24 protein-coding genes and 1 riboswitch are annotated in these 21,251 nt (G+C 73.6%); of the genes, 19 read left to right on the plus strand and 5 right to left on the minus strand.

What is annotated here, in order from left to right; translation table 11 throughout:
• Window positions 1-188: 188 nt before the first annotated feature.
• The 8 genes from infA to truA all read left to right on the plus strand — a co-directional run bounded on the left by infA (window position 189) and on the right by truA (window position 4,891).
• Entirely contained in the window at window positions 189-410 is a 222-nt protein-coding gene (gene infA, locus C569_RS0104240; protein WP_007073013.1) for a translation initiation factor IF-1, read from the plus strand.
• 90 nt (window positions 411-500) lie between these two features.
• Complete coding sequence (gene rpmJ, locus C569_RS0104245) at window positions 501-614, plus strand: 50S ribosomal protein L36 (protein ID WP_012184307.1); 114 nt, start codon at window positions 501-503, stop codon at window positions 612-614.
• 212 nt (window positions 615-826) lie between these two features.
• On the plus strand, window positions 827-1,207 hold the full coding sequence (gene rpsM / locus C569_RS0104250; RefSeq protein WP_013288614.1) for a 30S ribosomal protein S13: 381 nt from the start codon (window positions 827-829) through the stop codon (window positions 1,205-1,207).
• Window positions 1,208-1,225: 18 nt separating this feature from the next.
• A complete protein-coding gene (rpsK, locus tag C569_RS0104255; RefSeq protein ID WP_013288613.1) occupies window positions 1,226-1,633 on the plus strand; it encodes a 30S ribosomal protein S11 in 408 nt (135 codons plus the stop codon).
• A 14-nt stretch (window positions 1,634-1,647) separates the two neighbouring features.
• The gene (gene rpsD / locus C569_RS0104260) at window positions 1,648-2,274 is read left to right on the plus strand and encodes a 30S ribosomal protein S4 (protein WP_018784565.1); all 627 of its coding nucleotides are present in this window, start codon (window positions 1,648-1,650) and stop codon (window positions 2,272-2,274) included.
• 95 nt (window positions 2,275-2,369) lie between these two features.
• A complete protein-coding gene (locus tag C569_RS0104265) occupies window positions 2,370-3,392 on the plus strand; it encodes a DNA-directed RNA polymerase subunit alpha (protein ID WP_018784566.1) in 1,023 nt (340 codons plus the stop codon).
• A gap of 34 nt (window positions 3,393-3,426) precedes the next feature.
• Window positions 3,427-3,987 carry a 50S ribosomal protein L17 gene (gene rplQ, locus C569_RS0104270; protein WP_018784567.1) on the plus strand — a complete coding sequence of 187 codons (561 nt, stop codon included), beginning with the start codon at window positions 3,427-3,429 and terminating at the stop codon, window positions 3,985-3,987.
• A gap of 70 nt (window positions 3,988-4,057) precedes the next feature.
• The gene (gene truA, locus C569_RS0104275; protein ID WP_018784568.1) at window positions 4,058-4,891 is read left to right on the plus strand and encodes a tRNA pseudouridine(38-40) synthase TruA; all 834 of its coding nucleotides are present in this window, start codon (window positions 4,058-4,060) and stop codon (window positions 4,889-4,891) included.
• A gap of 7 nt (window positions 4,892-4,898) precedes the next feature.
• Here truA and C569_RS0104280 read toward each other — a convergent pair whose 3' ends face one another.
• Entirely contained in the window at window positions 4,899-6,104 is a 1,206-nt protein-coding gene (locus C569_RS0104280) for a hypothetical protein (protein ID WP_231394727.1), read from the minus strand.
• A gap of 125 nt (window positions 6,105-6,229) precedes the next feature.
• On the opposite strand from C569_RS0104280, the gene C569_RS0104290 reads away from it, so the two are divergent.
• The 4 genes from C569_RS0104290 to C569_RS0104305 are packed head-to-tail and all read left to right on the plus strand — an operon-like array spanning window position 6,230 to window position 10,020.
• Window positions 6,230-6,835 (plus strand): class I SAM-dependent methyltransferase, encoded by a 606-nt coding sequence (locus C569_RS0104290; RefSeq protein ID WP_026267682.1) that lies wholly within the window; start codon window positions 6,230-6,232, stop codon window positions 6,833-6,835.
• A gap of 41 nt (window positions 6,836-6,876) precedes the next feature.
• On the plus strand, window positions 6,877-8,556 hold the full coding sequence (locus C569_RS0104295; protein ID WP_018784570.1) for an ABC-F family ATP-binding cassette domain-containing protein: 1,680 nt from the start codon (window positions 6,877-6,879) through the stop codon (window positions 8,554-8,556).
• A gap of 55 nt (window positions 8,557-8,611) precedes the next feature.
• Entirely contained in the window at window positions 8,612-9,019 is a 408-nt protein-coding gene (locus C569_RS29810) for a hypothetical protein (protein WP_018784571.1), read from the plus strand.
• 38 nt (window positions 9,020-9,057) lie between these two features.
• The gene (locus C569_RS0104305) at window positions 9,058-10,020 is read left to right on the plus strand and encodes an aldo/keto reductase (RefSeq protein ID WP_026267683.1); all 963 of its coding nucleotides are present in this window, start codon (window positions 9,058-9,060) and stop codon (window positions 10,018-10,020) included.
• Window positions 10,021-10,343: 323 nt separating this feature from the next.
• Here C569_RS0104305 and C569_RS0104315 read toward each other — a convergent pair whose 3' ends face one another.
• Window positions 10,344-11,255, minus strand: a complete 912-nt coding sequence (locus C569_RS0104315; protein WP_018784573.1) for a DUF559 domain-containing protein — start codon at window positions 11,253-11,255, stop codon at window positions 10,344-10,346.
• A gap of 118 nt (window positions 11,256-11,373) precedes the next feature.
• Window positions 11,374-11,485, plus strand: a riboswitch (TPP riboswitch).
• Here C569_RS0104315 and thiE point away from each other — a divergent pair.
• The 7 genes from thiE to thiC all read left to right on the plus strand — a co-directional run bounded on the left by thiE (window position 11,480) and on the right by thiC (window position 17,331).
• Window positions 11,480-12,106, plus strand: a complete 627-nt coding sequence (gene thiE / locus C569_RS0104320) for a thiamine phosphate synthase (protein ID WP_018784574.1) — start codon at window positions 11,480-11,482, stop codon at window positions 12,104-12,106. It overlaps the preceding riboswitch by 6 nt.
• Window positions 12,100-13,230, plus strand: a complete 1,131-nt coding sequence (thiO, locus tag C569_RS0104325; protein ID WP_196806674.1) for a glycine oxidase ThiO — start codon at window positions 12,100-12,102, stop codon at window positions 13,228-13,230. The genes thiE and thiO overlap by 7 nt, the downstream gene beginning before the upstream one ends.
• Complete coding sequence (thiS, locus tag C569_RS0104330; protein ID WP_013288601.1) at window positions 13,221-13,421, plus strand: sulfur carrier protein ThiS; 201 nt, start codon at window positions 13,221-13,223, stop codon at window positions 13,419-13,421. Before thiO ends, thiS begins: the two co-directional genes overlap by 10 nt.
• Window positions 13,422-13,425: 4 nt before the next feature.
• Window positions 13,426-14,199, plus strand: coding sequence for a thiazole synthase (locus C569_RS0104335; protein ID WP_018784576.1), 774 nt, complete (start codon window positions 13,426-13,428; stop codon window positions 14,197-14,199).
• Between the two features lie 26 nt (window positions 14,200-14,225).
• A complete protein-coding gene (locus C569_RS29815) occupies window positions 14,226-14,936 on the plus strand; it encodes a thiamine phosphate synthase (protein ID WP_018784577.1) in 711 nt (236 codons plus the stop codon).
• On the plus strand, window positions 14,933-15,721 hold the full coding sequence (thiD, locus tag C569_RS0104345; protein ID WP_018784578.1) for a bifunctional hydroxymethylpyrimidine kinase/phosphomethylpyrimidine kinase: 789 nt from the start codon (window positions 14,933-14,935) through the stop codon (window positions 15,719-15,721). Before C569_RS29815 ends, thiD begins: the two co-directional genes overlap by 4 nt.
• A 17-nt stretch (window positions 15,722-15,738) precedes the next feature.
• A complete protein-coding gene (gene thiC, locus C569_RS0104350; protein ID WP_018784579.1) occupies window positions 15,739-17,331 on the plus strand; it encodes a phosphomethylpyrimidine synthase ThiC in 1,593 nt (530 codons plus the stop codon).
• 46 nt (window positions 17,332-17,377) lie between these two features.
• Here the strand turns inward: thiC and C569_RS0104355 are convergent, their stop codons facing one another.
• The 3 genes from C569_RS0104355 to C569_RS0104365 all read right to left on the minus strand — a co-directional run bounded on the left by C569_RS0104355 (window position 17,378) and on the right by C569_RS0104365 (window position 21,251).
• A complete protein-coding gene (locus C569_RS0104355) occupies window positions 17,378-19,921 on the minus strand; it encodes a hypothetical protein (protein WP_026267686.1) in 2,544 nt (847 codons plus the stop codon).
• A 74-nt stretch (window positions 19,922-19,995) separates the two neighbouring features.
• Entirely contained in the window at window positions 19,996-20,304 is a 309-nt protein-coding gene (locus tag C569_RS0104360) for a cupin (protein ID WP_018784580.1), read from the minus strand.
• Entirely contained in the window at window positions 20,301-21,251 is a 951-nt protein-coding gene (locus tag C569_RS0104365) for an LLM class F420-dependent oxidoreductase (protein ID WP_026267687.1), read from the minus strand. Before C569_RS0104365 ends, C569_RS0104360 begins: the two co-directional genes overlap by 4 nt.

Below are 21,251 nucleotides of genomic sequence, written 5' to 3' on the forward strand. Positions count from 1 at the left end.
GTTTGGCGAGCAAGCGCGGGTCGGCGTACACTTTCGGATCGGCGCACAGCGTCCACTCCGCCATGCCCACCCTGCGCTTCGGTGGGAGTCGGAGCCGCGGCTGGCGCGGGTTTCCTGATCTTGATCAGTTCTCCCGTGTAAGACGTTGTGGGCCGTCCGGAGTAACCGACGTCAGGACAGCGGAGGACATGCCGAAAAAAGACGGAGCAATCGAGATCGAGGGTCGGGTCATCGAGCCCCTGCCGAACGCCATGTTCCGGGTGGAGCTCGCGAACGGCCACAAGGTGCTCGCTCACATCAGCGGCAAGATGCGGCAGCACTACATCCGCATCCTGCCGGAGGACCGGGTCGTCGTCGAACTCTCGCCGTACGACCTGACCCGCGGGCGCATCGTCTACCGCTACAAGTAAGCCTGACGGCGGCCGGGAGACCCGTGTCCGTCTTCGACGTCCGGATCGCGCTCCGTCGCGGCTCCGGGCCAGATGGGAAGTAAGGCAACCGTGAAGGTCAAGCCGAGCGTCAAGAGGATCTGCAACAAGTGCCGGGTGATCCGCCGGCACGGCCGGGTCATGGTCATCTGCACCGACCCGCGCCACAAGCAGCGCCAGGGCTGACGCCCCAACACATCACCAGCTCGTCCCAGCCGCGGTCGGGTGCGCAGCGCGTACCCCCTCGTGGTTGACCCCCGGTCGGAGGCCGGGGCCCGCTCGGGCAGCGACCGATCCCGGTCGCCGGCGTTCTCGACGCCGGAAGGACAGGGACGGCCGGTAGCGGGGTGGGACGGGTCCACACCTCCGCCACAACATCACGAGGAGTACGCCCGCACATGGCACGTCTAGTCGGCGTGGATCTCCCCCGCGAGAAGCGGATGGAGATCGCGCTCACCTACATCTTCGGGGTCGGTCGCACCCGCGCCCTGGAGACGCTCGCCGCGACCGGCATCTCGCCGGACAAGCGCGTTCGGGACCTCACGGACGAGGAGCTCGTCGAGCTCCGGAACCACATCGAGGGCAACTACAAGGTTGAAGGCGACCTGCGCCGCGAGGTCGCCGCTGACATCCGCCGCAAGGTCGAGATCGGCTGCTACGCCGGTATCCGGCACCGTCGCGGTCTGCCCGTGCGTGGCCAGCGCACCAAGACCAACGCGCGGACCCGGAAGGGCCCGAAGCGGACCGTGGCCGGCAAGAAGAAGCCCGGCAAGAAGTAACTAGGAGCGCACAGACTTATGCCACCGAAGGCTCGTGCCGGAGCCGCCGTCAAGAAGGTCCGGCGCAAGGAACGCAAGAACGTCGCCCACGGGCAGGCGCACATCAAGAGCACCTTCAACAACACCATCGTGTCCATCACGGACCCGACCGGTGCGGTCATCTCCTGGGCCTCCTCCGGCCAGGTCGGCTTCAAGGGCTCTCGCAAGTCGACTCCGTTCGCCGCGCAGCTCGCCGCCGAGGCCGCCGCGCGCCGCGCGATGGAGCACGGCATGCGCAAGGTCGACGTGTTCGTCAAGGGCCCCGGCTCCGGCCGGGAGACCGCCATCCGTTCGCTGCAGGCCGTCGGCCTCGAGGTCGGGCAGATCTCCGACGTCACGCCGCAGCCGCACAACGGGTGCCGTCCGCCGAAGCGTCGCCGGGTCTGAGAGGTTAGAGAGAGATGGCTCGTTACACCGGTGCTGACTGCCGCCGTTGCCGGCGGGAGAAGATGAAGCTGTTCCTCAAGGGCAGCAAGTGCGATGGTCCGAAGTGCCCGTTCGAGTCCCGGCCGTTCCCGCCCGGGCAGCACGGCCGCGGCCGCACGAAGGAGACGGAGTACCTGCTCCAGCTCCGTGAGAAGCAGAAGGCCCGCCGTGTCTACGGCGTGCTGGAGAAGCAGTTCCGCGGCTACTACGAAGAGGCCGTGAGCAAGGAAGCCAAGACCGGTGAGGTCCTGCTGCAGATCCTCGAGTCGCGGCTGGACAACGTGGTCTACCGGGCCGGCTACGCCAAGTCCCGGGACATGGCCCGTCAGCTGGTCAAGCACGGCCACTTCACGGTGAACGGCAAGAAGGTCGACATCCCGTCGTACCGCGTCAAGGAGCACGACATCGTCGAGGTGCGTGCCAAGAGCAAGGAGCTCACCCCGTTCCTCGTGGCGCAGGGTGAGGCCGGCTCGCGGACCGTTCCGGCGTGGCTGGAGGCGATCCCGAGCCAGCTGAAGATCCTCGTGCACTCGCTCCCGGCCCGCCAGGTGATCGACACCCAGGTCCAGGAGCAGCTGATCGTCGAGCTCTACTCCAAGTAAGGGCTCGTTGCGGTGGCCCGTCCTCCGGGGCGGGCCACCGGAACAGTTGTGTCGTGGGCGTCATATAGCGGGCGCCCCGGAAGAGAAGAGAAAAGATGCTCATCAGCCAGCGACCGTCTCTCTCCGAAGAGTCGATCAACGAGACCCGCTCCCGGTTCACCATCGAGCCGCTGGAGCCCGGCTTCGGCTACACGCTCGGCAACTCGCTGCGGCGTACGCTGCTGTCGTCGATCCCGGGCGCGGCGGTCACCTCGATCAAGATCGACGGTGTGCTGCACGAGTTCACCACGATCCCCGGTGTCAAGGAGGACGTGGTCGAGCTCGTCATGAACATCAAGGAGCTGTGCGTCAGCTCCGAGCACGACGAGCCGGTCAGCATGTACCTGCGCAAGCAGGGCCCGGGCGACGTGACCGCCGGTGACATCCAGCCCCCGGCCGGTGTCTCGGTGCACAACCCGGACCTGAAGCTCGCCACCCTCAACGGCAAGGGCCGGCTCGACATGGAGCTGACCGTCGAGCGGGGGCGCGGCTACGTCACGGCGGCGCAGAACAAGCAGGCGGGCGCCGAGATCGGCCGGATCCCGGTCGACTCGATCTACTCGCCGGTGCTCAAGGTGACGTACCGGGTCGAGGCGACCCGTGTCGAGCAGCGGACCGACTTCGACCGGCTGATCATCGACGTCGAGACCAAGCCGTCGATGGGCCCGCGTACCGCGCTGGCCTCGGCCGGCTCGACGCTGGTGGAGCTGTTCGGGCTGGCCCGGGAGCTGGACGAGACCGCCGAGGGCATCGACATCGGGCCGTCCCCGCAGGACGCCCAGCTGGCGGCGGACCTGGCCCTGCCGATCGAGGAGCTGGACCTCACCGTCCGCTCCTACAACTGCCTCAAGCGCGAGGGCATCAACGCCGTTGGTGAGCTCATCGGGCGTACCGAGGCCGACCTCCTCGACATCCGCAACTTCGGTCAGAAGTCGATCGACGAGGTCAAGATGAAGCTCGCCGGGATGGGCCTGGGGCTGAAGGACTCGGCTCCGAACTTCGACCCGGCGCACGTCGTGGACGCCTTCGGCGAGGCCGACTACGACACCGACGACTACCGCGAGACCGAGCAGCTCTAGTCCGCGCTGCCGCCACACCTGAGGAGCACCAAGCATGCCCACGCCCACCAAGGGCCCCCGCCTCGGCGGCAGCCCCGCGCACGAGCGGCTGATGCTGGCCAACCTGGCCACCGCGCTGTTCCAGCACGGCAAGATCCAGACCACCGAGACGAAGGCCCGGCGGCTGCGTCCGCTGGCCGAGCAGCTCATCACCAAGGCCAAGCGCGGCGACCTCGCCTCGCGCCGCCGGGTGCTGGGCGTCGTCAAGGACAAGGACGTGGTCTACGCCCTGTTCGACCAGATCGCGCCCCGGTACGCCAACCGCAACGGTGGCTACACCCGGATCGTGAAGACCGGCCCGCGCAAGGGTGACGCCGCTCCGATGGCGATCATCGAGCTGGTGGAGGAGCTTCAGGTCGCCGAGCCGAAGGCGAACAAGAAGACCGCCGCCCGCAAGGCCGCGCAGCAGGACAAGGTCGAGGCCCTGGCCCCGGCCGAGGAGACGCCGCGCTCCAGCGACGCCGACCAGGACGCCGAGGCGCCGGTCTCCGCGTCGGGTGACACCGCCGCCGCCCGTGAGGACAGCGACGAGGCCACCGAGAACGACAAGGCCTGAGATCAGGCTCGACCGGGCCCGGTATCCCCTCGGGGGTGCCGGGCCCGTCGCCGTCGACAGGAGGTACGAGGTGGACGAGCGGACCCGGCTGCGGCTGGACGTCTCGTACGACGGCACCGACTTCTCCGGCTGGGCGCCCCAGCCGGAGCGGCGCACCGTGGCGGGCGTGCTCATGCAGACGGTGGACCTGGTGCTCGGCGCGGGCACGGCGACCGGCCTGACGGTGGCCGGACGTACCGACGCCGGGGTGCACGCCACCGGGCAGGTCTGCCACCTCGACCTGCCGGCGGCGGTGTGGCGGGAGCACGAGGGGCGGTTGCTGCGCCGGCTGGCCCGGCTCCTGCCGCCCGATGCGCGGGTGCGCGCGATGACCGAGGTGCCGGCCGACTTCGACGCCCGGTTCTCGGCCACGTTCCGGCGCTACGAGTACCGGGTCACCGACGCGCCGTGGGGCGCCGAGCCGCTACGCCGCCGGGACACGCTGGCCTGGCCCAAACCGCTGGACCTGGCGGCCCTCAACGCCTCCGCCGCCGGGCTGGTGGGCGAGCACGACTTCGCCGCGTACTGCCGGCGCAAGGAGAACGCGACCACGTTGCGCGAGGTGACCCGGCTGGACTGGCGGCGCGACCCGGACGGGATCCTGGTCGCCACCGTGCAGGCCGACGCGTTCTGTCAGAACATGGTGCGCAGCCTGGTCGGGGCGATGCTGGTGGCCGGCGACGGGCGGCGGCCGGTCCAGTGGCCGGCCGGCCTGCTGACCCGGCGGGAACGCTCCAGCGAGGTGACCGTAGCGCCCGCGCACGGTCTCGCCCTGGTGGAGGTGGGCTACCCGGCCGACCCGGCCGAGTACGCCCGCCGGGCCGAGGAGACCCGCCGGTTGCGGGTGCCGGTGGCCGAGGGCTGAACCCGGATCAGTCCGTGCCCCGCTGACCGCCGCTGTCCTCGACCGAGTCCGCGTCGGGCTGCCCGGCGGTTCCGGAGGCCGCGCGGCGGTCCAGCACACCCTGGTTGAGGTGCAGCTCGACCAGGTCGTACATGATCTCGCGGGCGGTCGCGTCGTCGCTCGGGATGTGCTCCCCGTCGGCGCGGGTGACCAGGCAGAAGGCGACGTAGTGTCCGCGTACCTGCCAGGCGACCCGGGCCGCGGCCCGCTCCACCGCCTCGGTGCCGTCGCCCGCGGCCATGCCACGGAACCGTCCCTGGCGCGTGTCGAGCAGCGGCCGGATGCGGTCGCGTACCCGCTGGGCGGTGGCCACGTCGGTGAGGTTGAGCAGACCGGCGGTGATCAGGTGGTCGCCGTCGGGGGAGCGGAGCGTGCCCCGCACGACCTGGTTGCAGCCGAGCCGGACCAGCAGGTCGGCGATCTCGCCGGTGGCCGCGACCTGGCACTTCGTGCTGGCCTGGGTCTTGAGCACCCGGTAGGCCGGTTCTCCGTCAGTGACCACGAGCTCCTTGGCCGGGAAGACCTCCTTGGCGGTGAGTGACGCCTGGTCGGTGTCCCGGGAGTCCAGGTCGGTGCCGCCGGACGGGGCGCTCGACTCGGTCGGCTGCGGGGTCGGCCGGCCGGCCGGCGGCGTGGTGGTGCGTTCGTCGAGCAGGGCCGCGACGGCGAGCCCGGTGAGTGAGAGCAGGAGCAGTACGGCGGCGCCGCCGACGAGCGTCTGCCAGAACCGGCCGCCGCCGCGGCGTTCGGCGCGCCGGGTCCGGGGCGGCTCGGAGACGTCGGCGGCGCGGGCGGCCGGGCTGGCCTGGATCGGCACCGCCGGCCGGTTCGTCGCCGCCGGTACGGGTGCCGGCACGGGCGGCGCGGGCTGCGGCACCGGGGAGGGTTCCCGTGGTGGCGCGGGCCGCCCGGGTGTGGGCGCCGGGGCCGGTGGTGCCGGAACGGGTGCGCGGGCGTCGTCCACCACCGCCTGCCCGTCGGGGTCGGCCTGCTCGGCCGCAGCGGCCGGTGGCAGGGTGGTGGGTCGCGGCGGCGGGGGCAGCGACGGGGTGGGGAAGCGGGAGCGTGACGGACCCGCGGGCGGGGGCGTCGTGGCTGCGGGCCCGTTCGGGGCCGACCCGGGCTTCGGGTACTCCAGGAAGGCGTCCTCTTCGGACTCGTACCGGTACACCATGTGGCATAGAGTAGGGCTGATTGTCCCTTTCAGGGGTAATATCGGGAAAATCTGGCGGAGTGGCGTGCGGCCCGGCCCGCGACACCGTCGCCGGAACCACTCCGGCCCGGTGCGAGAATGCCTGCGTGACCGGCGACCACTACTTCACCGCTGAGCCCTCGACCCCGGCCCGCCCGCGCGAGGTCGAGTTCACAGTCGCCGGACGCGACTACACGCTCGCCTCGGCCGGCGGCGTCTTCTCCGCCGACCGCCTCGACCCGGGCACCGCCGTGCTGCTGCGCAAGGCCGAACTGCCGGCCGCCGACGTCACCGGCGCGCTGCTCGACATCGGGTGCGGCTTCGGCCCGATCACCTGCGTCCTGGCCACCGTCGCACCGCAGGCCACCGTCTGGGCGGTGGACGTCAACGAGCGCGCCCGCGCCCTCACCACCGCCAACGCGGCCCGGGTCGGCGCCGCCCGTCGGGTACGCGCCGTCGCACCCGACGAACTGCCGGACGACGTCACCTTCACCCAGATCTGGTCCAACCCGCCGATCCACATCGGCAAGCCGGAACTGCACGGCCTGCTGCTGCGCTGGCTGCCCCGGCTCGCCCCGGACGGCGTGGCCTGGCTGGTCGTCGCCCGGCACCTCGGCGGCGACTCGCTGCACCGCTGGCTGGTCGAACAGGGCTGGGCGGTCGAGCGGCACGCCAGCCAGAAGGGCTACCGGGTGCTGCGGGTCACCCGGTAATCCGGTGTCGTCCACCGACCCGGCTCGGGCAGGATGCCCGCGTGGGATACGTGGACGTGGCAGGGGTCGGGCACATCCTCCCGGACGGACGTGAGCTGTTCGGCGACGTGTCGTTCCGGGTCGGCGAGGGCGCGAAGGTGGCGCTCGTCGGTCCGAACGGCGCCGGCAAGACCACGCTGCTGCGAATGGTCGCCGGCGACCTGCCGGTGAAGACCGGCGCGATCGCCCGCTCCGGCGGGCTCGGCGTGATGCGGCAGTTCATCGGCATGATCGGTGACGAGTCCACACTCGCCGACCTGGCCCTGTCGCTCGCCCCGCCGGCGCTGCGCGACGCCGGGCTGCGGCTCGCCGAGACCGAGGCGGCCATGCGGGCGGCCGAGGTCCGCGGCAAGTACAGCTCCGCCGCCGCCAAGGCCCAGCTCGCGTACGCCGACGCGCTCGCCGCCTGGGGTGAGACCGGCGGGTACGACGCCGAAGTCCTGTTCGACACCGTCGCCACCATCGTGCTCGACCTGCCCTGGGACAGCGCCCGGGACCGGCCGGTGCGCACGCTGTCCGGCGGCCAGCAGAAGCGCTTCGCGCTGGAGCTGCTGCTGCGCGGCCCGGACGAGGTGCTGTTGCTCGACGAGCCGGACAACTTCCTCGACGTACCCGGCAAACGCTGGCTGGAGGCGCGGCTGCGCGAATCCGGCAAGTCCGTGCTCTACGTCTCGCACGACCGGGAACTGCTGGCCCAGACCGCCGACCGGGTCGTCGCGGTGGAGGGCGGCAGCGCCTGGGTGCACCCGGGCGGCTTCGCGAGCTGGCACTCGGCGCGGGTGGCCCGGCACGCCCGCCTCGACGAGCTGCGCAAACGCTGGGACGAGGAACACCAGAAGCTGCGCGAGCTGATGCTGATGTACAAGCAGAAGGCCGCGTACAACGACGGGATGGCCTCCCGCTACCAGGCCGCGCAGACCCGGTTGCGCAAGTTCGAGGAGGCCGGGCCCCCGCCCGTACCCCCGAAGGACCAGGACATCCGGATGCGCCTGACCGGCGGGCGGACCGGCAAGCGCGCGGTGATCGCCGAGCAGCTGGAGCTGGACGGCCTGACCTACCCGTTCGACCTGGAACTCTGGTACGGCGACCGGGTCGCGGTGCTCGGCGCGAACGGCACCGGCAAGTCGCACTTCCTGCGCCTGCTGGCCCGGGGCGGCACCGACCCGGAACCGGGCAACACGCCTGTGGACGGTGCCGCCGCGCTCGCGCCAGTCGCCCACGGCGGCGTGGTCCGGCTCGGCGCCCGGGTCCGGCCCGGGCACTTCTCGCAGACCCACGACCGGCCGGAGCTGATGGCGAAGACGCTGGTCGAGGTGCTGTGGCGCGGCGACGACCACCGGGCCGGCATGGACCGGCACGCGGCGATGGCGGCGCTGTCCCGGTACGAGCTGGCCGGGCAGGGCGACCAGCGGTTCGGCACGCTCTCCGGCGGGCAGCAGGCGCGGTTCCTGGTGCTGCTGCTGGAACTGTCCGGGGCGACGCTGCTGCTGCTCGACGAGCCCACCGACAACCTCGACCTGGCCTCCGCCGAGGCGCTGGAGGCCGGGCTGACCGCGTTCGACGGGACGGTGGTCGCGGTGACACACGACAGGTGGTTCACCCGTACCTTCGACCGGTTCGTCCTGTTCCGGGGCGACGGCGACGTGGTGGAGACGCCGGAACCGGTCTGGGACGTGGGGTGATCGGCCAGGACCTGGCCGACCGGCTGTCTTCTACTCGCACGCGTACGCCGGGGAGGTGGCGCTCGGGCGGGTGCTCGCCGACCCGACCGGCGAGCTGACCGCGCTGCGGGCCGAGACCGCCGACTACCCGCCCGCGCTCGGCGCCGCGCTGGTCGCCGGTGGCTGGGAGGCCGGGCTGCTGCTCGACGGCGCGGCCAAGGGCGCGGCCGGAGGTGACTCCGGCTACGTGGTGGGCTGCCTGTTCCGGGTGGTCGGGGTGCTGGTCCACGCGCCGCACGGACGGGCCGGACGGTGGCTGGTCAACGAGAAGGGCATGATCGCCTCCGCCGGGCGCCTGCCGGGCGCGCCGCCGGACTTCGCCGCGCGGGCGCAGGCGCTGCTGGGCGCGGTGGGGCGTACCCCCGCGGAACTGGCGGCGACCATCGGTGACGCCCGGGTGTTGGCCGCCGAGGTGCGTGGTTGAAGTGCTCGCCGGGTGGGTGCCCGGCCTGCGGGCATAGGGTGGATCTCGTGAGTGAGATGACCTATCGCCGGTTGGGCGACTCCGGGCTCGTGGTGTCAGTGGTCGGCATCGGCTGCAACAACTTCGGCCGCAAACTCGATCTCGACGGCACCCGGGCCGTGGTGGACGCCGCGCTCGACGCCGGGATCAACTTCTTCGACACCGCCGACATCTACGGTGAGCCGCAGGGCGCCTCCGAGGAGACGCTCGGCCAGGCACTGAAGGGCCGCCGCGACGACGTGGTGGTGGCCACCAAGTTCGGCATGGACATGCACGGCGCGAACGGACCGGATCACGGCGCCCGGGGTGCCCGCCGCTACATCGCCCGCGCGGTCGAGGCGTCGCTGCGCCGGCTCGGCACCGACCACATCGACCTGTACCAGATGCACGAGCCCGACCCGGGCACCCCGATCGACGAGACACTCGCCGCGCTGGACGACCTGGTGACCGCCGGCAAGGTGCGCTACCTGGGCAACTCCAACTTCGCCGGGTGGCAGATCGCCGACGCCGACTGGACCGCGTCGTCGCAGGGGCGTACCCGGTTCATCTCCGCGCAGAACCACTACTCCCTGCTGGAGCGCGGGGTGGAGGACGAGGTAATCCCGGCCTGCGAGCGGTTCGGCCTCGGCATGCTGCCGTTCTTCCCGCTCGCCAACGGGCTGCTCACCGGCAAGTACAAGCGGGGCGAGGCACCCCCGGCGGGCAGCCGCCTGGCCGGTGGCGGCCGGTACGCCGAGCGGCTGGCCGCCGCGCGCTGGGACGTCATCGAGGCGATCGAGGCGTACGCGGCCGAGCGCGGGATCAGCATGCTCCAGGTGGCCGTCGGCGGTCTGGCGGCCCGTCCCGCCGTGACGTCGGTGATCGCCGGGGCGACCACTCCCGAGCAGGTGAGGGCCAACGCCGAAGCCGGCACCTGGCAGCCCACCGACGAGGACCTGGACGCCTTGGACGCCATCCTCTGACAGCCTTCGCCGCACCGACGCCCTGACCACGTCGGGCCTGCGCGTGTGCTCGCGCGTACGGCGTGCCGTCCGCGCGTCGGGTGTGCCGTGCGCGCGTCGGGCGTGCCGCCCGCCGGGGCTTGCCCGCGCGCGAGGCACCCATGGCGTTCCACCCAGAGGCAGCGCTCACGATGGGTGGAACGGTATGGGTGTCAAGAGGGCCTTGAGACACCCATGGCGTTCCACTGGCGGCTGGATCTGGCGACGAGTGGAACGGCATGGGTGTCTGCGACGGCCTTTGAGCCCGTGGTGTCTCCGGCGGCCCGGCGGGCGGCGGGCGCGGATCAGTGGTCCGCCGCGGTGGCGCGACGTTCCGCCAGGGCCTGGCGGACCAGGGCGACTGTGGCGTCCGGGCGGCGTAACACGTCGTCGGCCGTGAACCGCAGCACGACCCACCCGGCCGCGCGCAGCGCGTTCAGGCGAGCCACGTCCCGCCGGAAGTGAGCCCGTTCGCGGTGGTGGTCGCCGTCGTACTCGACCGCGAGGCGGAGCGCCGGCCAGGCCAGATCCACCCGGGCCACGAAGCGTCCGCCGGCGCGCACCTCGTGCTGGGCGACGAGCGGGCCGAGGCCGGCGTCGAGCAGGAGCAGCCGCAGCCGCGTCTCCATCGGGGACTCGCTCAACGGCTCGGCCAGCGCCAGCACCTCGCGCAACAGCGGAGCGCCCGGCCAGCCCGGGCGGTCTGCGGCGTAGGCCCGCAGGACGGGCAGCTGCACGACCCGTCGACGCAGCAGCGCGTCGACGGCGACCAGAGCCTCGGCGACTGGACCCTGCCGACCCAGGTCGAACGCGGTACGCAGCCCGGTGGTGACCGGCAGCCCGCCGACGCGGGTGCGGTCCCGCTCCGGCAGCGGCGACCGGACCACCCGCAACCGTGGGTGTGGGCGCAGTCGAGTGGCTGCCGGCAGCAGCACGGCGACCGGTGCGTCGCGGGTGAGCACGTCTGCGCCGTACAGCCAGGCGGCGCTGCGCCCGGCGAGCACGGCACCCGGCGGCAGGCGCAACGACACCGCCTCGCACCACATCCGGTGGTCGTCGGCGCGGTATGCGTCCCGGTGGACGTACACGTCCGGCAGCAGGCGGACCCACGCCGGCCCGCGCAGCATCGTCCAGGTGAGCAGCCCCTCGGAGACGGCACGGCCGCCCCGGAACGGCAGGACCGCCAGGCGGCCCGGGACACGGGCGGGAACGGACATCCCGGCAGCGTGTCGTGACGAGACCGTCACCCGTCGCCCCGGTACGGCATGTGCACGGTTCCTGGGAAAAACCTCACCCGGGCTTCCGTACGGGCGGGAGGCGTCGTACGGTAGGCCGCAAGTGACCCACGGGAGCCCGGTGCGGACCGGGCTGAGAGGGGGGCTGGGAGCCCCCGACCGTCGAACCTGATCCGGGTAATGCCGGCGCAGGGAGGAGCGTTGCCGTGCTGTCCCTGGGACGACTGCATCTCATCACCGACACCCGGCCGGGGCGTGACCCGCTCGCCGTGCTGGATGCCGCCCTGCCCGTGGCGGGCGCCGAACTCGTCGTGCAGGTGCGCGTGGAGGTCGACGCCACCGACCGGGAGGCGTACGAGCTGGCGCACCGGGTGACCGAGGCGTGCCGGCCGTACGGGGCACTGTGCCTGGTCAACGACCGGCTGCACGTGGCGCTCGCGGTGGACGCCGCCGGGGGCCACGTCGGCGCGGACGACCTGCCGGTGGCCGCCGCGCGCCGGGTGCTCGGACCGGACGCGGTGCTCGGGGCGACCGCCCGGGAGCCGGTGGGCGCCCGAGCGGCGGTGGACGCGGGCGCGAGCTACCTGGGCGTCGGCCCGTGCCATGTCACCGCCACCAAGTCCGGCCTGCCGGACCCGATCGGCCCCGAGGGGGTACGCGCGGTCGCCGAGGCGGTCGGCGTGCCGGTGATCGCGATCGGCGGGGTGACCGCAGCGAGCGTGCCGGCGTTGCGGGCCGCCGGGGCGTACGGGGTGGCAGTGGTCGGCGCGCTCAGCCTGGCCGCCGATCCCGCGCACGCCACCGCCGAGCTGCTGCGGGCGCTGACGTGTTAAGAGGGGGCCCTTCCTCTACCGGAGGCGTTAACAGGGGGCCCTTCCTTACCGATGTGGCGGTGGTGGGGGGCGGTCCGGTGGGGTGGGCTGTCGCGTGGCGGTGCGCGCAGCGAGGACTGCGCGTGGTGGTGCACGACGACCGGCCCGGATCGGGTGCCTCGTCGGTGGCCGCCGGGATGCTGTCGCCGGTCGCCGAGGCGTACTTCGGTGAGCACGAACTCACCGCGCTGCTCGTGGAGTCCGCCGCCCGCTGGCCCGGCTTCGCCGCCGAGCTGGCCGGGGCGAGCGGCGTCGGCCTCGGGTACCGCACCGAGGGCACGCTCGTCGTCGGGCTCACCGCCGACGACCTCGCCGAGGCGCGGCGGCTGTGGTCGTACCAACTGGGGTTGGGGCTGCCGATCACGCCGCTGCGCCCCTCGGAGCTGCGCGACCGCGAGCCGGCGCTGGCGCCGCGTGTGCGTGGCGGCGCGGTCGCCCCCGGCGACCATCAGGTCGACCCGCGGCGACTGGTCGCGGCGTTGCGCACGGCCGCGGAGCGCGCCGGGGTGGAGCTGCGCCCGAGCCGCGTCGGTGCGCTGTCCGAGGTGGACGCGCGGGTCACTGTGGTCGCTGCCGGGTGTGGTGCGGCGGGCCTGACCGGCCTGCCGGTCCGGCCGGTGAAGGGCCAGGTGCTGCGGCTGCGCGCACCGGGTGGCGGTCCGCCGGGCTTCCGGCACGTGATCCGGGGGTACGCGGACAGCGAGCCGGTCTACCTGGTGCCCCGGGACAGCGGTGAGGTGGTGGTCGGGGCGACGGTCGAGGAGCGCGCGGACACCGCTGTCACCGCCGGTGGCGTGCTGACGCTGCTGCGCGCCGCCGCGGAGCTGGTGCCGGAACTCGTCGAGTACGAGCTGGTGGAGTCGGTGGCCGGGCTGCGCCCCGGTACGCCCGACAACGCGCCGATCATCGGGCCGCTGCCCGGGCGGCCGGGCGTGCTCGCCGCGACCGGGCACCACCGGCACGGCATCGTGCTCACCCCGGTCACCGCCGACCTGGTCACCGAGCTGATCGTCACCGGCGAGCCGGATCCCGCGCTCGCCCCCTTCACCCCGGACCGCTTCGGGAAGGAGCGCACGTGGAACTGATCGTCAACGGCACCGGCCGGACGCTGCCCGAGGGCGTCACAGTCGCCGAGGTGGTCCGCACCGTGACCGACCGGGAGCGTGGGCTCGCGGTGGCGGTGAACGGCGAGGTGGTGCCGCGCGGCGGCTGGTCGGCGAGCGTGCTGCGCGACGGCGACCGGGTCGAGGTGCTCAGCGCCACACAGGGCGGGTGAGCGGATGTCCACGTGGGAGATCGGCGGGGTCACGTTCGGTTCCCGGCTCATCCTCGGTACTGGCGGCGCGGCCAACCTGCACGTGCTGGAACAGGCGATGAGCGCCTCCGGCACCGAACTGGTGACGCTGGCGCTGCGCCGGGTGGACACCACGCCCGGCGGGTCGGGCGGCCTGCTCGACCTGGTGGAGCGGTGTGGCGTACGGCTGCTGCCGAACACGGCCGGCTGCCGGACCGCGGTGGAGGCGGTGAAGACGGCGCACCTGGCCCGGGAGGCGTTCGACACGGACTGGGTGAAGCTGGAGGTGATCGGTGACGAGCGCACGCTGCTGCCCGACGGGGTGGAGCTGCTGCGCGCCGCCGAGGAGCTGGTGGCCGACGGGTTCACCGTGCTGCCGTACACCTCGGACGATCCGGTGCTGGCCCGGCGGCTGGCCGATGTGGGATGCGCGGCGGTGATGCCGGCCGGGTCGCCGATCGGCTCCGGGCTGGGCATCGGCAACCCGCACCACATCCGGCTGATCCGGCAGGCGGTCGACGTGCCGGTGGTGCTCGACGCGGGCATCGGCACGGCGTCCGACGCGGCGCTGGCGATGGAGCTGGGCTGCGACGCGGTGCTGCTGGCCAGCGCCGTGACCCGGGCCGCCGACCCGGTGGCGATGGCCACGGCGATGCGGTACGCGGTCGAGGCCGGGCGCCTGGCGTACGGCGCGGGCCGGATCGCCCGCCGCTTCCACGCCCTGGCGTCCACCCCCGACACCGGACGCCCCGACCTGTGACCGCCTTACGCGTAGCGGATCTCGGTATGGAAGCGCCCCTGGAGGGGCAGCCGCGTACCAAGATCTACGCCGGCCCGACCGGGGTGGTCGTGTTGACCGATCGGCGTGCCGTCCGGGGGGCGCTCGTCGACGTGGTGGCGGGTGCCGTCGGTGGGGGTGTGCGGTGGGTGGTGCTGCGGGAGAAGGATCTGCCCCGCGCCGAGCGCCTCGCGCTCGCCGTCGACCTGCGCGCGGTGCTCGCCGAGGTGGGCGGCGCGCTGATCGTCGCCGGACCCGATCCGCTCGACGGGGACGCGGTGCACCTGCCCGCCGCGGGCCCGTACCCGCCGCCCGCCGTCGGACTGTTCGGCCGCTCCTGCCACGACACCGCCGAGCTGGCCCGGCTCACCACCGAGCACTACGTGACGCTGTCCCCGGTCTACGAGACCCGCACGAAGCCCGGCTACGGCCCCGCGTTGCGACCGGCCGGACTCGCCGCGCTGGTGAAAGCCAGCCCGGTCCCGGTGCTCGCCCTAGGCGGCATCGAAACTCCGGCCCAGGTAGCGGCCTGCGTGGAGGCAGGCGCCACCGGAGTGGCAGTCCTGGGCGCCATCATGCGCGCCGACGACCCGGGAGAAACCGCCACCACGCTGGGCAGAGCCTTCCAGGAGGCGGCCACCCGTGTGACGCGCACCCACCTCGCGCGATCCGACGAAGGCCAGCCCTCAACCGCAACCACCGGAGAAGAGGACCAGTGACGCCGAAAACCGTTCTGAGCATCGCCGGCTCCGACTCCGGAGCCGGGGCGGGCATCCAGGCCGACCTCAAGACGTTCGCCGCGCTCGGGGCGTACGGCACGAGCGTGCTCACCGCCGTCACCGCGCAGAGCACGAGGGGCGTCGACGCCGTCCTGCCGCTGCCCCCGCAGACCGTACGCGACCAGATGGACAGCGTGCTCGGTGACTTCGACGTCCGGGCCGTGAAGAGCGGGATGCTCGGCACCCCGGCGGTCGCCGACGCGGTGGCCGAAGCGGCCCGGGCCGGGCGGCTGCCGCACCTGGTCGTCGACCCGGTGCTGGTCGCCACGAGCGGGCACCGGCTCGGCGTGGTGGAGGCGGTCGAGCGGCTGCTGCCGTACGCGGAGGTGGCGACGCCCAACTGCGCGGAGGCCGCGGCCCTCACCGGAGGCCCGGTGGGCACCGTCGAGGAGATGGTGGCGGCGGCGGAGGCGCTGGCGGCGCGCGGACCGGCCTTCGTGGTGGTGACCGGCGGCGACGTGGACGCCGACGGCGAGTCGGTGGACGTGCTCGCCGGCGGCGGGACCACCCGGCTGCTGCGCGCGCCGCGGGTGGACACCCGGCACAACCACGGCACCGGCTGTTCGTTCTCGGCCGCCGTCGCGGTCCGGCTCGCCGCGGGCGACGCGGTGCCGGTGGCGGTGGCGGCCGCCAAGGAGTACGTCACCCGCGCGCTGACCGGCGCGCGGGGCTGGGAGCTGGGCGCGGGACGCGGCCCGCTGGACCACTTCGGCTGGTCCGCTTGAGCGACAGGGAGGCTGTCATGCAGGCACGTCGCAAGGTGTACGTGGAAGGGGCACGCCCGGACATCCGGGTGCCGTTCGCCGAGGTGACGCTGACCGGGGACAACCCGCCGGTACGGCTGTACGACACCTCCGGTCCCGGCTCCGACCCGGAGGTGGGGCTGCCCGCGCTGCGCGGCCGGTGGATCGCCGAGCGCGGCGACGTCGCCCCGGTGCGCGGCGCCGGTACGCCGCTGGCGGGCGTGGACGGGAAGCGGCCGACGCAGCTCGCGTACGCCCGGGCCGGGATCGTCACGCCGGAGATGGAGTTCGTGGCGATCCGGGAGTCGGTGGCGCCGGAGTTCGTGCGGGACGAGATCGCGGCCGGCCGGGCGGTGCTGCCGCTGAACGTCAACCACCCGGAGTGCGAGCCGGCGATCATCGGCAAGGCGTTCCTGGTGAAGGTCAACGCCAACATCGGCACCTCGGCGGTCACCTCGTCGGTGGCCGAGGAGGTGGAGAAGCTGACCTGGGCGACCCGGTGGGGCGCGGACACCGTGATGGACCTGTCCACCGGCAAGCGCATCCACGAGACCCGCGAGGCGATCGTGCGGAACGCGCCGGTGCCGATCGGCACGGTGCCGATCTACCAGGCGCTGGAGAAGGTCGGCGGCGACCCGGTGAAGCTGAGCTGGGAGGTGTTCCGCGAGACGGTGATCGAGCAGGCGGAGCAGGGCGTCGACTACATGACAGTGCACGCCGGGGTGCTGCTGCCGTACGTGCCGCTGGCGGTGGACCGGGTGACCGGGATCGTGTCCCGGGGCGGCTCGATCATGGCGGCCTGGTGCCTGGCGCACCACGAGGAGAACTTCCTCTACACGAACTTCCGGGAGCTGTGTGCGCTGCTCGCGAAGTACGACGTCACGTTCTCCCTCGGTGACGGGCTGCGTCCCGGTTCCATCGCGGACGCCAACGACGAGGCGCAGTTCGCCGAGCTGCGCACGCTCGGTGAGCTGACGAAGGTCGCCTGGGAGTACGACGTCCAGGTGATGATCGAGGGCCCCGGGCACGTGCCGATGCACAAGATCAAGGAGAACGTGGACCTCCAGCAGGAGTGGTGCCACGAGGCGCCGTTCTACACGCTCGGGCCGCTGACCACCGACGTCGCGCCCGCGTACGACCACATCACCTCCGCGATCGGCGCGGCGATGATCGGCATGTTCGGCACCGCGATGCTCTGCTACGTCACCCCGAAGGAGCACCTGGGGCTGCCGGACCGCGACGACGTGAAGGCGGGCGTGATCGCGTACAAGATCGCGGCACACGCGGCCGACCTGGCCAAGGGGCACCCCGGCGCGCAGGCGTGGGACGACGCGCTCTCCAAGGCCCGGTTCGAGTTCCGCTGGGAGGACCAGTTCAACCTGGCGCTCGACCCGGAGACCGCGCGGGCGTACCACGACGCCACGCTGCCCGCCGAGCCGGCGAAGACCGCGCACTTCTGCTCGATGTGCGGGCCGAAGTTCTGCTCCATGAAGATCACCCAGGAGCTGAAGGACTACGCGGCGCGGGGCATGCGCGGCAAGTCGGAGGAGTTCGTCGCCTCCGGGTCACGGGTCTACCTGCCGCTGGCATGAGCGAGGCCGGGGCGGGCCGTGCGTTCCGGTCCGCCCCGGTCGCCGTTCAGTCGCGGTGGTGCCGCCCGGTACGCAGCGAGCGGGCGTCGTCGGCGTTGTCGTCCGAGGCGAGACCGGCGACCCAGTCCACGTACTCGTCGTCACCCGCGTCGCCGGGCTCGGCCGTACGGTCGGTCGGCTCCGGCTCGTTCCTGGCCCGGTTGCGCCGGAACAGGCCGCGCCGGTTCTTCGGCTTCCCGGCGGGAGCGTCGGTGTCGTCCGTCTCGGCGTGCCGCCCGCGCCGGGAGTCCGTCTCCGTCTCCGCCGCGGTGGCCTCCGGCAGCGCCGTGCCAACCTCGGCCGGTACCGCCGTCTCCGGCTCCGGGCGGGCGACCGCCGTCCCCGGCTCCGGGCGGGCGACCGCCGTCCCCGGCTCCGGGCGGGCGACCGGTCCGGCGGGGCGGGCGTTCGTGGCGAGCGCGTCCCACCCGGTGCTCGCGCCCGGTTCCGGCAGTCCCCGGTGACGGGGGTGCGGCGGCTCGGCCGGGGTGGTCGCCTCCGCGCCGTCCCGCGCCGGTGCGTCCGGTGCGGTGGTCGCGCGGTGCGGGCGGGACGCCGGAGTGAGCGGCCAGGCCGGGCGTACCTCGCCGGGCGTGCCGGTGACGTCCTCGAACATCGGGAACCGGGGCCGGGACGACGGGGCCTGCGCCGGGTCGTCGAAGAAGAAGCTGCGTCCGGCCGGTGCGGGATCCCCGGTGGCGGTGCCGGGAGCCGGGCTGGTACCGGCCGGTGTGCCGGGGTCCGGTGCCGAGGCGACGCTCGCGCCGTCCCGGGCCGGGTTCGTGGCCTGGGGGATCGGTGCGGTGCCGGCCGCACCGGACCCGGGGACGGCCGGGCCGCCGGCGCGCGGTCCGGTCTTCGGGGTGCGGGGACGCCGGGAGCGGGTGGTACGGCCCGCCGCGCCGCTGTCTCCGGTGGCTTCGGCCGGTGGCGTGGCGGCGGGGTCACTGTCCGTGTCGGCCGCGACCGGCCCGGCGGGGGCGCTGCTGTCCGTACGCGGGCCGGGGACGTGGCTCGCGGTCGTGCCGCCGGTGACCGGCGACGCGTCCTTCGAGGCGGTGCCCGCACCGGCGCTCGGGGAGGTGGCGTCCGTGGCGCGGGGAGTGGTGGTCTCGTCGGCGGGTGACGTCGATCCGTCGGTCGTCCCGCTGGACCGGCCGGGGCCGGTACGGCGCGGCCGGGTCACCCGTGGCGCGGTCGTCGCAGCTTCCGGTCCCGGTGCGGCACGGGAGGTGTCCGTGCCGTCCACGGGGGTGACTGTGGAGGTGTCAGCGGGCCGGTCGGCGGTGCCGGTGCGGTCCGAGGTGGTCGCCTCGCCGGTGCCCTCCGCATGTGCCGTGCCCGTACCCGGGACCGGGCGGCCGGCGGCGAGGACGTCGATGGCCGAGGTCCGGCGCCCCGGGGGCAGCAGACCCGGCATGGGCTGGCCGTGGCGCGTGTCGACGACGGCCGGGCGGTCGCCGGGCGGCTGAGCGGCGGCGGGCGGCTGAGCGGCGGCCGGCTGCGTGGCGGCGGGAGGATCGGTATCGGCCGGAGCCGTCGCCGGGCCGCCGGACTCCGGCCAGTCCCAGTGCGCCGGTGCGGCGGCACCGCTCGTCACCGGAGGCGCGGGCGGGGCGGCCGGGACACCCGGAGCGGACGAGTGCGGCAGTGGCGCGAGGATGTCGGTGGCCTCGACGGCCTCGGGATCACCGGTGGCGGTGACCGGGCGGGGCAGCACGGTGGTGGCGGTCGAGCCGAGCGCTCCGGCGACCACGGCGATCAGCGCGCCGTAGTAGGGCGCGACCTGGTAGCGGTCGACCGCCGAGCCGGGACCGGCGGTCAGGTAGGCGAACGCGACGAGCACCGGGCCGGCCGCACCGGCCGCCCCGCCGACGAGCGGCGGCCAGTCGGCCCGGCGGGCGAGCACGCCGACCGCCCCGCCGGCCACCAGCGCGAGCACCGGCAGCACCAGCATGGACAGGCGCTGCGCCGCCTCCGGATCGAGCCAGGACGGTTCGAGTACGCCGAGCCGTACCGTGTCCAGCGGGCGGTTGGAGACGATCGTGGGCGCGACGGACAGCAACGCCATCAGCCAGACGGTCCCGGCGGTGATCGCCACGCCCCAGCCGAACGGCGGCTTGAGCAGGACGGCGATCGCGGCGCCCGCGCCGACCACCGCGCCGAGGGCGGCGCAGATGCCGGCCGCCCAGCCCGGGTCGACGGATCCGCCCAGCTCGGCCGCGCGGGCCGGTTGCATGCACAGCGGGGCGACCACCATCGCGCCCAGCGCGCTGACGCCGGCGATGGAGAGCAGTTCGGTGGTGCCGCCCTGATCGCCGTCGCGGCGGGCGAAGCGCTCGGTGAGGACGGCTCCGGCGACCGTGGCGACAGCGGCGAACCAGCCCACCCAGACGAGCTGGGCGGGCCACCGGTTGACCGAGACGTCGACGAACGCGCCGTCGAGGCGTACGACTCCGAAGCCGTACGCGATGCCCAACTGGCCGGCCCCGGCCAGCACGCTCACCCCGAGCGCCGTGAGCAGCAGCCTGCCCCACGTCCGAAAGGCCATGTCGGGCACGTTACGGCCCGGTGCCCCCGATCGCCACCTTGCCGCCGCGCGGCGCGGCGAACCCGCCGGTGCGGCTACAACAGTTCGACCAGGCGCGCGAGGTAGGTGGTGTCGCCGACGTTTGTGAGCATGTGCACCGCGCCCGGGTCGCGGTAGACCACGCCGCCGGTCGGCTCGTCGGCGTCGATGGTGTGGCCGTCGACCGTCTGCACCACGTTCTTGGCGCCCTGGATCGCCACCACCAGATACGGGTGGTCGTGGCGGTGCAGCGGCTGCCGCTCACCCGGCTCCAGCCGGATGTGCCAGACGCGTACCCGGTCGTTCTCGTACACGATCTCCTGGCCCACCGGGCCGAGTTCGAGGTCGGCGGAGGTGTCGGTCATCGCGGTCCGTCCAGGCGGGGGAGCACCTCGGCGGCGATGAGCTCCACGTGGTCGAGGTCGTCGAAGTCGATCAGGCGCAGGTGGACCCGCGTGGCACCGATCGCGGCGAACTCGCCGATCCGGTCGACCAGCTGGGCGGGGGAGCCGACCACCGGGTCCTCCGGCGGCAGCGCGCTCGTGACGTGCAGCGGCGCGGCCCGGCGCTGCGCCTCGGCGTCGGTGCGCCCGATCGCCACCACGATGCCGGCGGAGAGCGTCAGCGGCGCGCGGCCGGAGGCGTCCCGCCCGGCGCGGTCGCACGCCTCCCGCACCCGCTCGTACGCGACGGCGGTCTCGGCCACGCTCTTGAACGGCATGTTGAACTCGTCGGCGTAGCGGGCGGCCAGCTCGGGGGTGCGCTTCGGTCCCCGGCCGCCGACGATCACCGGCGGGCCGGGCTGCTGCACCGGCTTGGGCAGCGCGGGGGCGTCGACCAGGCGGTAGTGCTCACCGGTGAAGCTGTACGTCTCGTCGGACGGGGTGCGCCACAGCCCGGTGACGATCTCCAGTTGCTCGGCCAGCCGGTCGAAGCGCTCGCTCACCGGCGGGAACGGGATGCCGTACGCGGTGTGCTCGCGCTCGTACCATCCGGCGCCGATGCCCAGCTCGACCCGGCCGCCGCTCATCCGGTCGACCTGGGCGACCATGACCGCCAGCGGCCCGGGGAGCCGGAACGTGGCGGACGTGACGAGCGTGCCGAGCCGGATCCGGGAGGTCTCCCGGGCCAGCGCGGCGAGCGTCAGCCAGGCGTCGGTGGGGCCGGGCAGCGCCGGCTCGTCCCCCATGGCCCGGTAGTGGTCGGCCCGGAAGAAGCCCTCGAAGCCGGTCTCCTCGACCAGCCGGGCGAACCGGAGCTGGTCGTCGTAGTCCGCACCGCGGTGGGGTTCGGTGAACACCGAGACCCGCAT

The sequence above is a fragment of the Micromonospora sp. CNB394 genome (assembly GCF_000374985.1).
GTDB lineage: Bacteria > Actinomycetota > Actinomycetes > Mycobacteriales > Micromonosporaceae > Micromonospora > Micromonospora marina.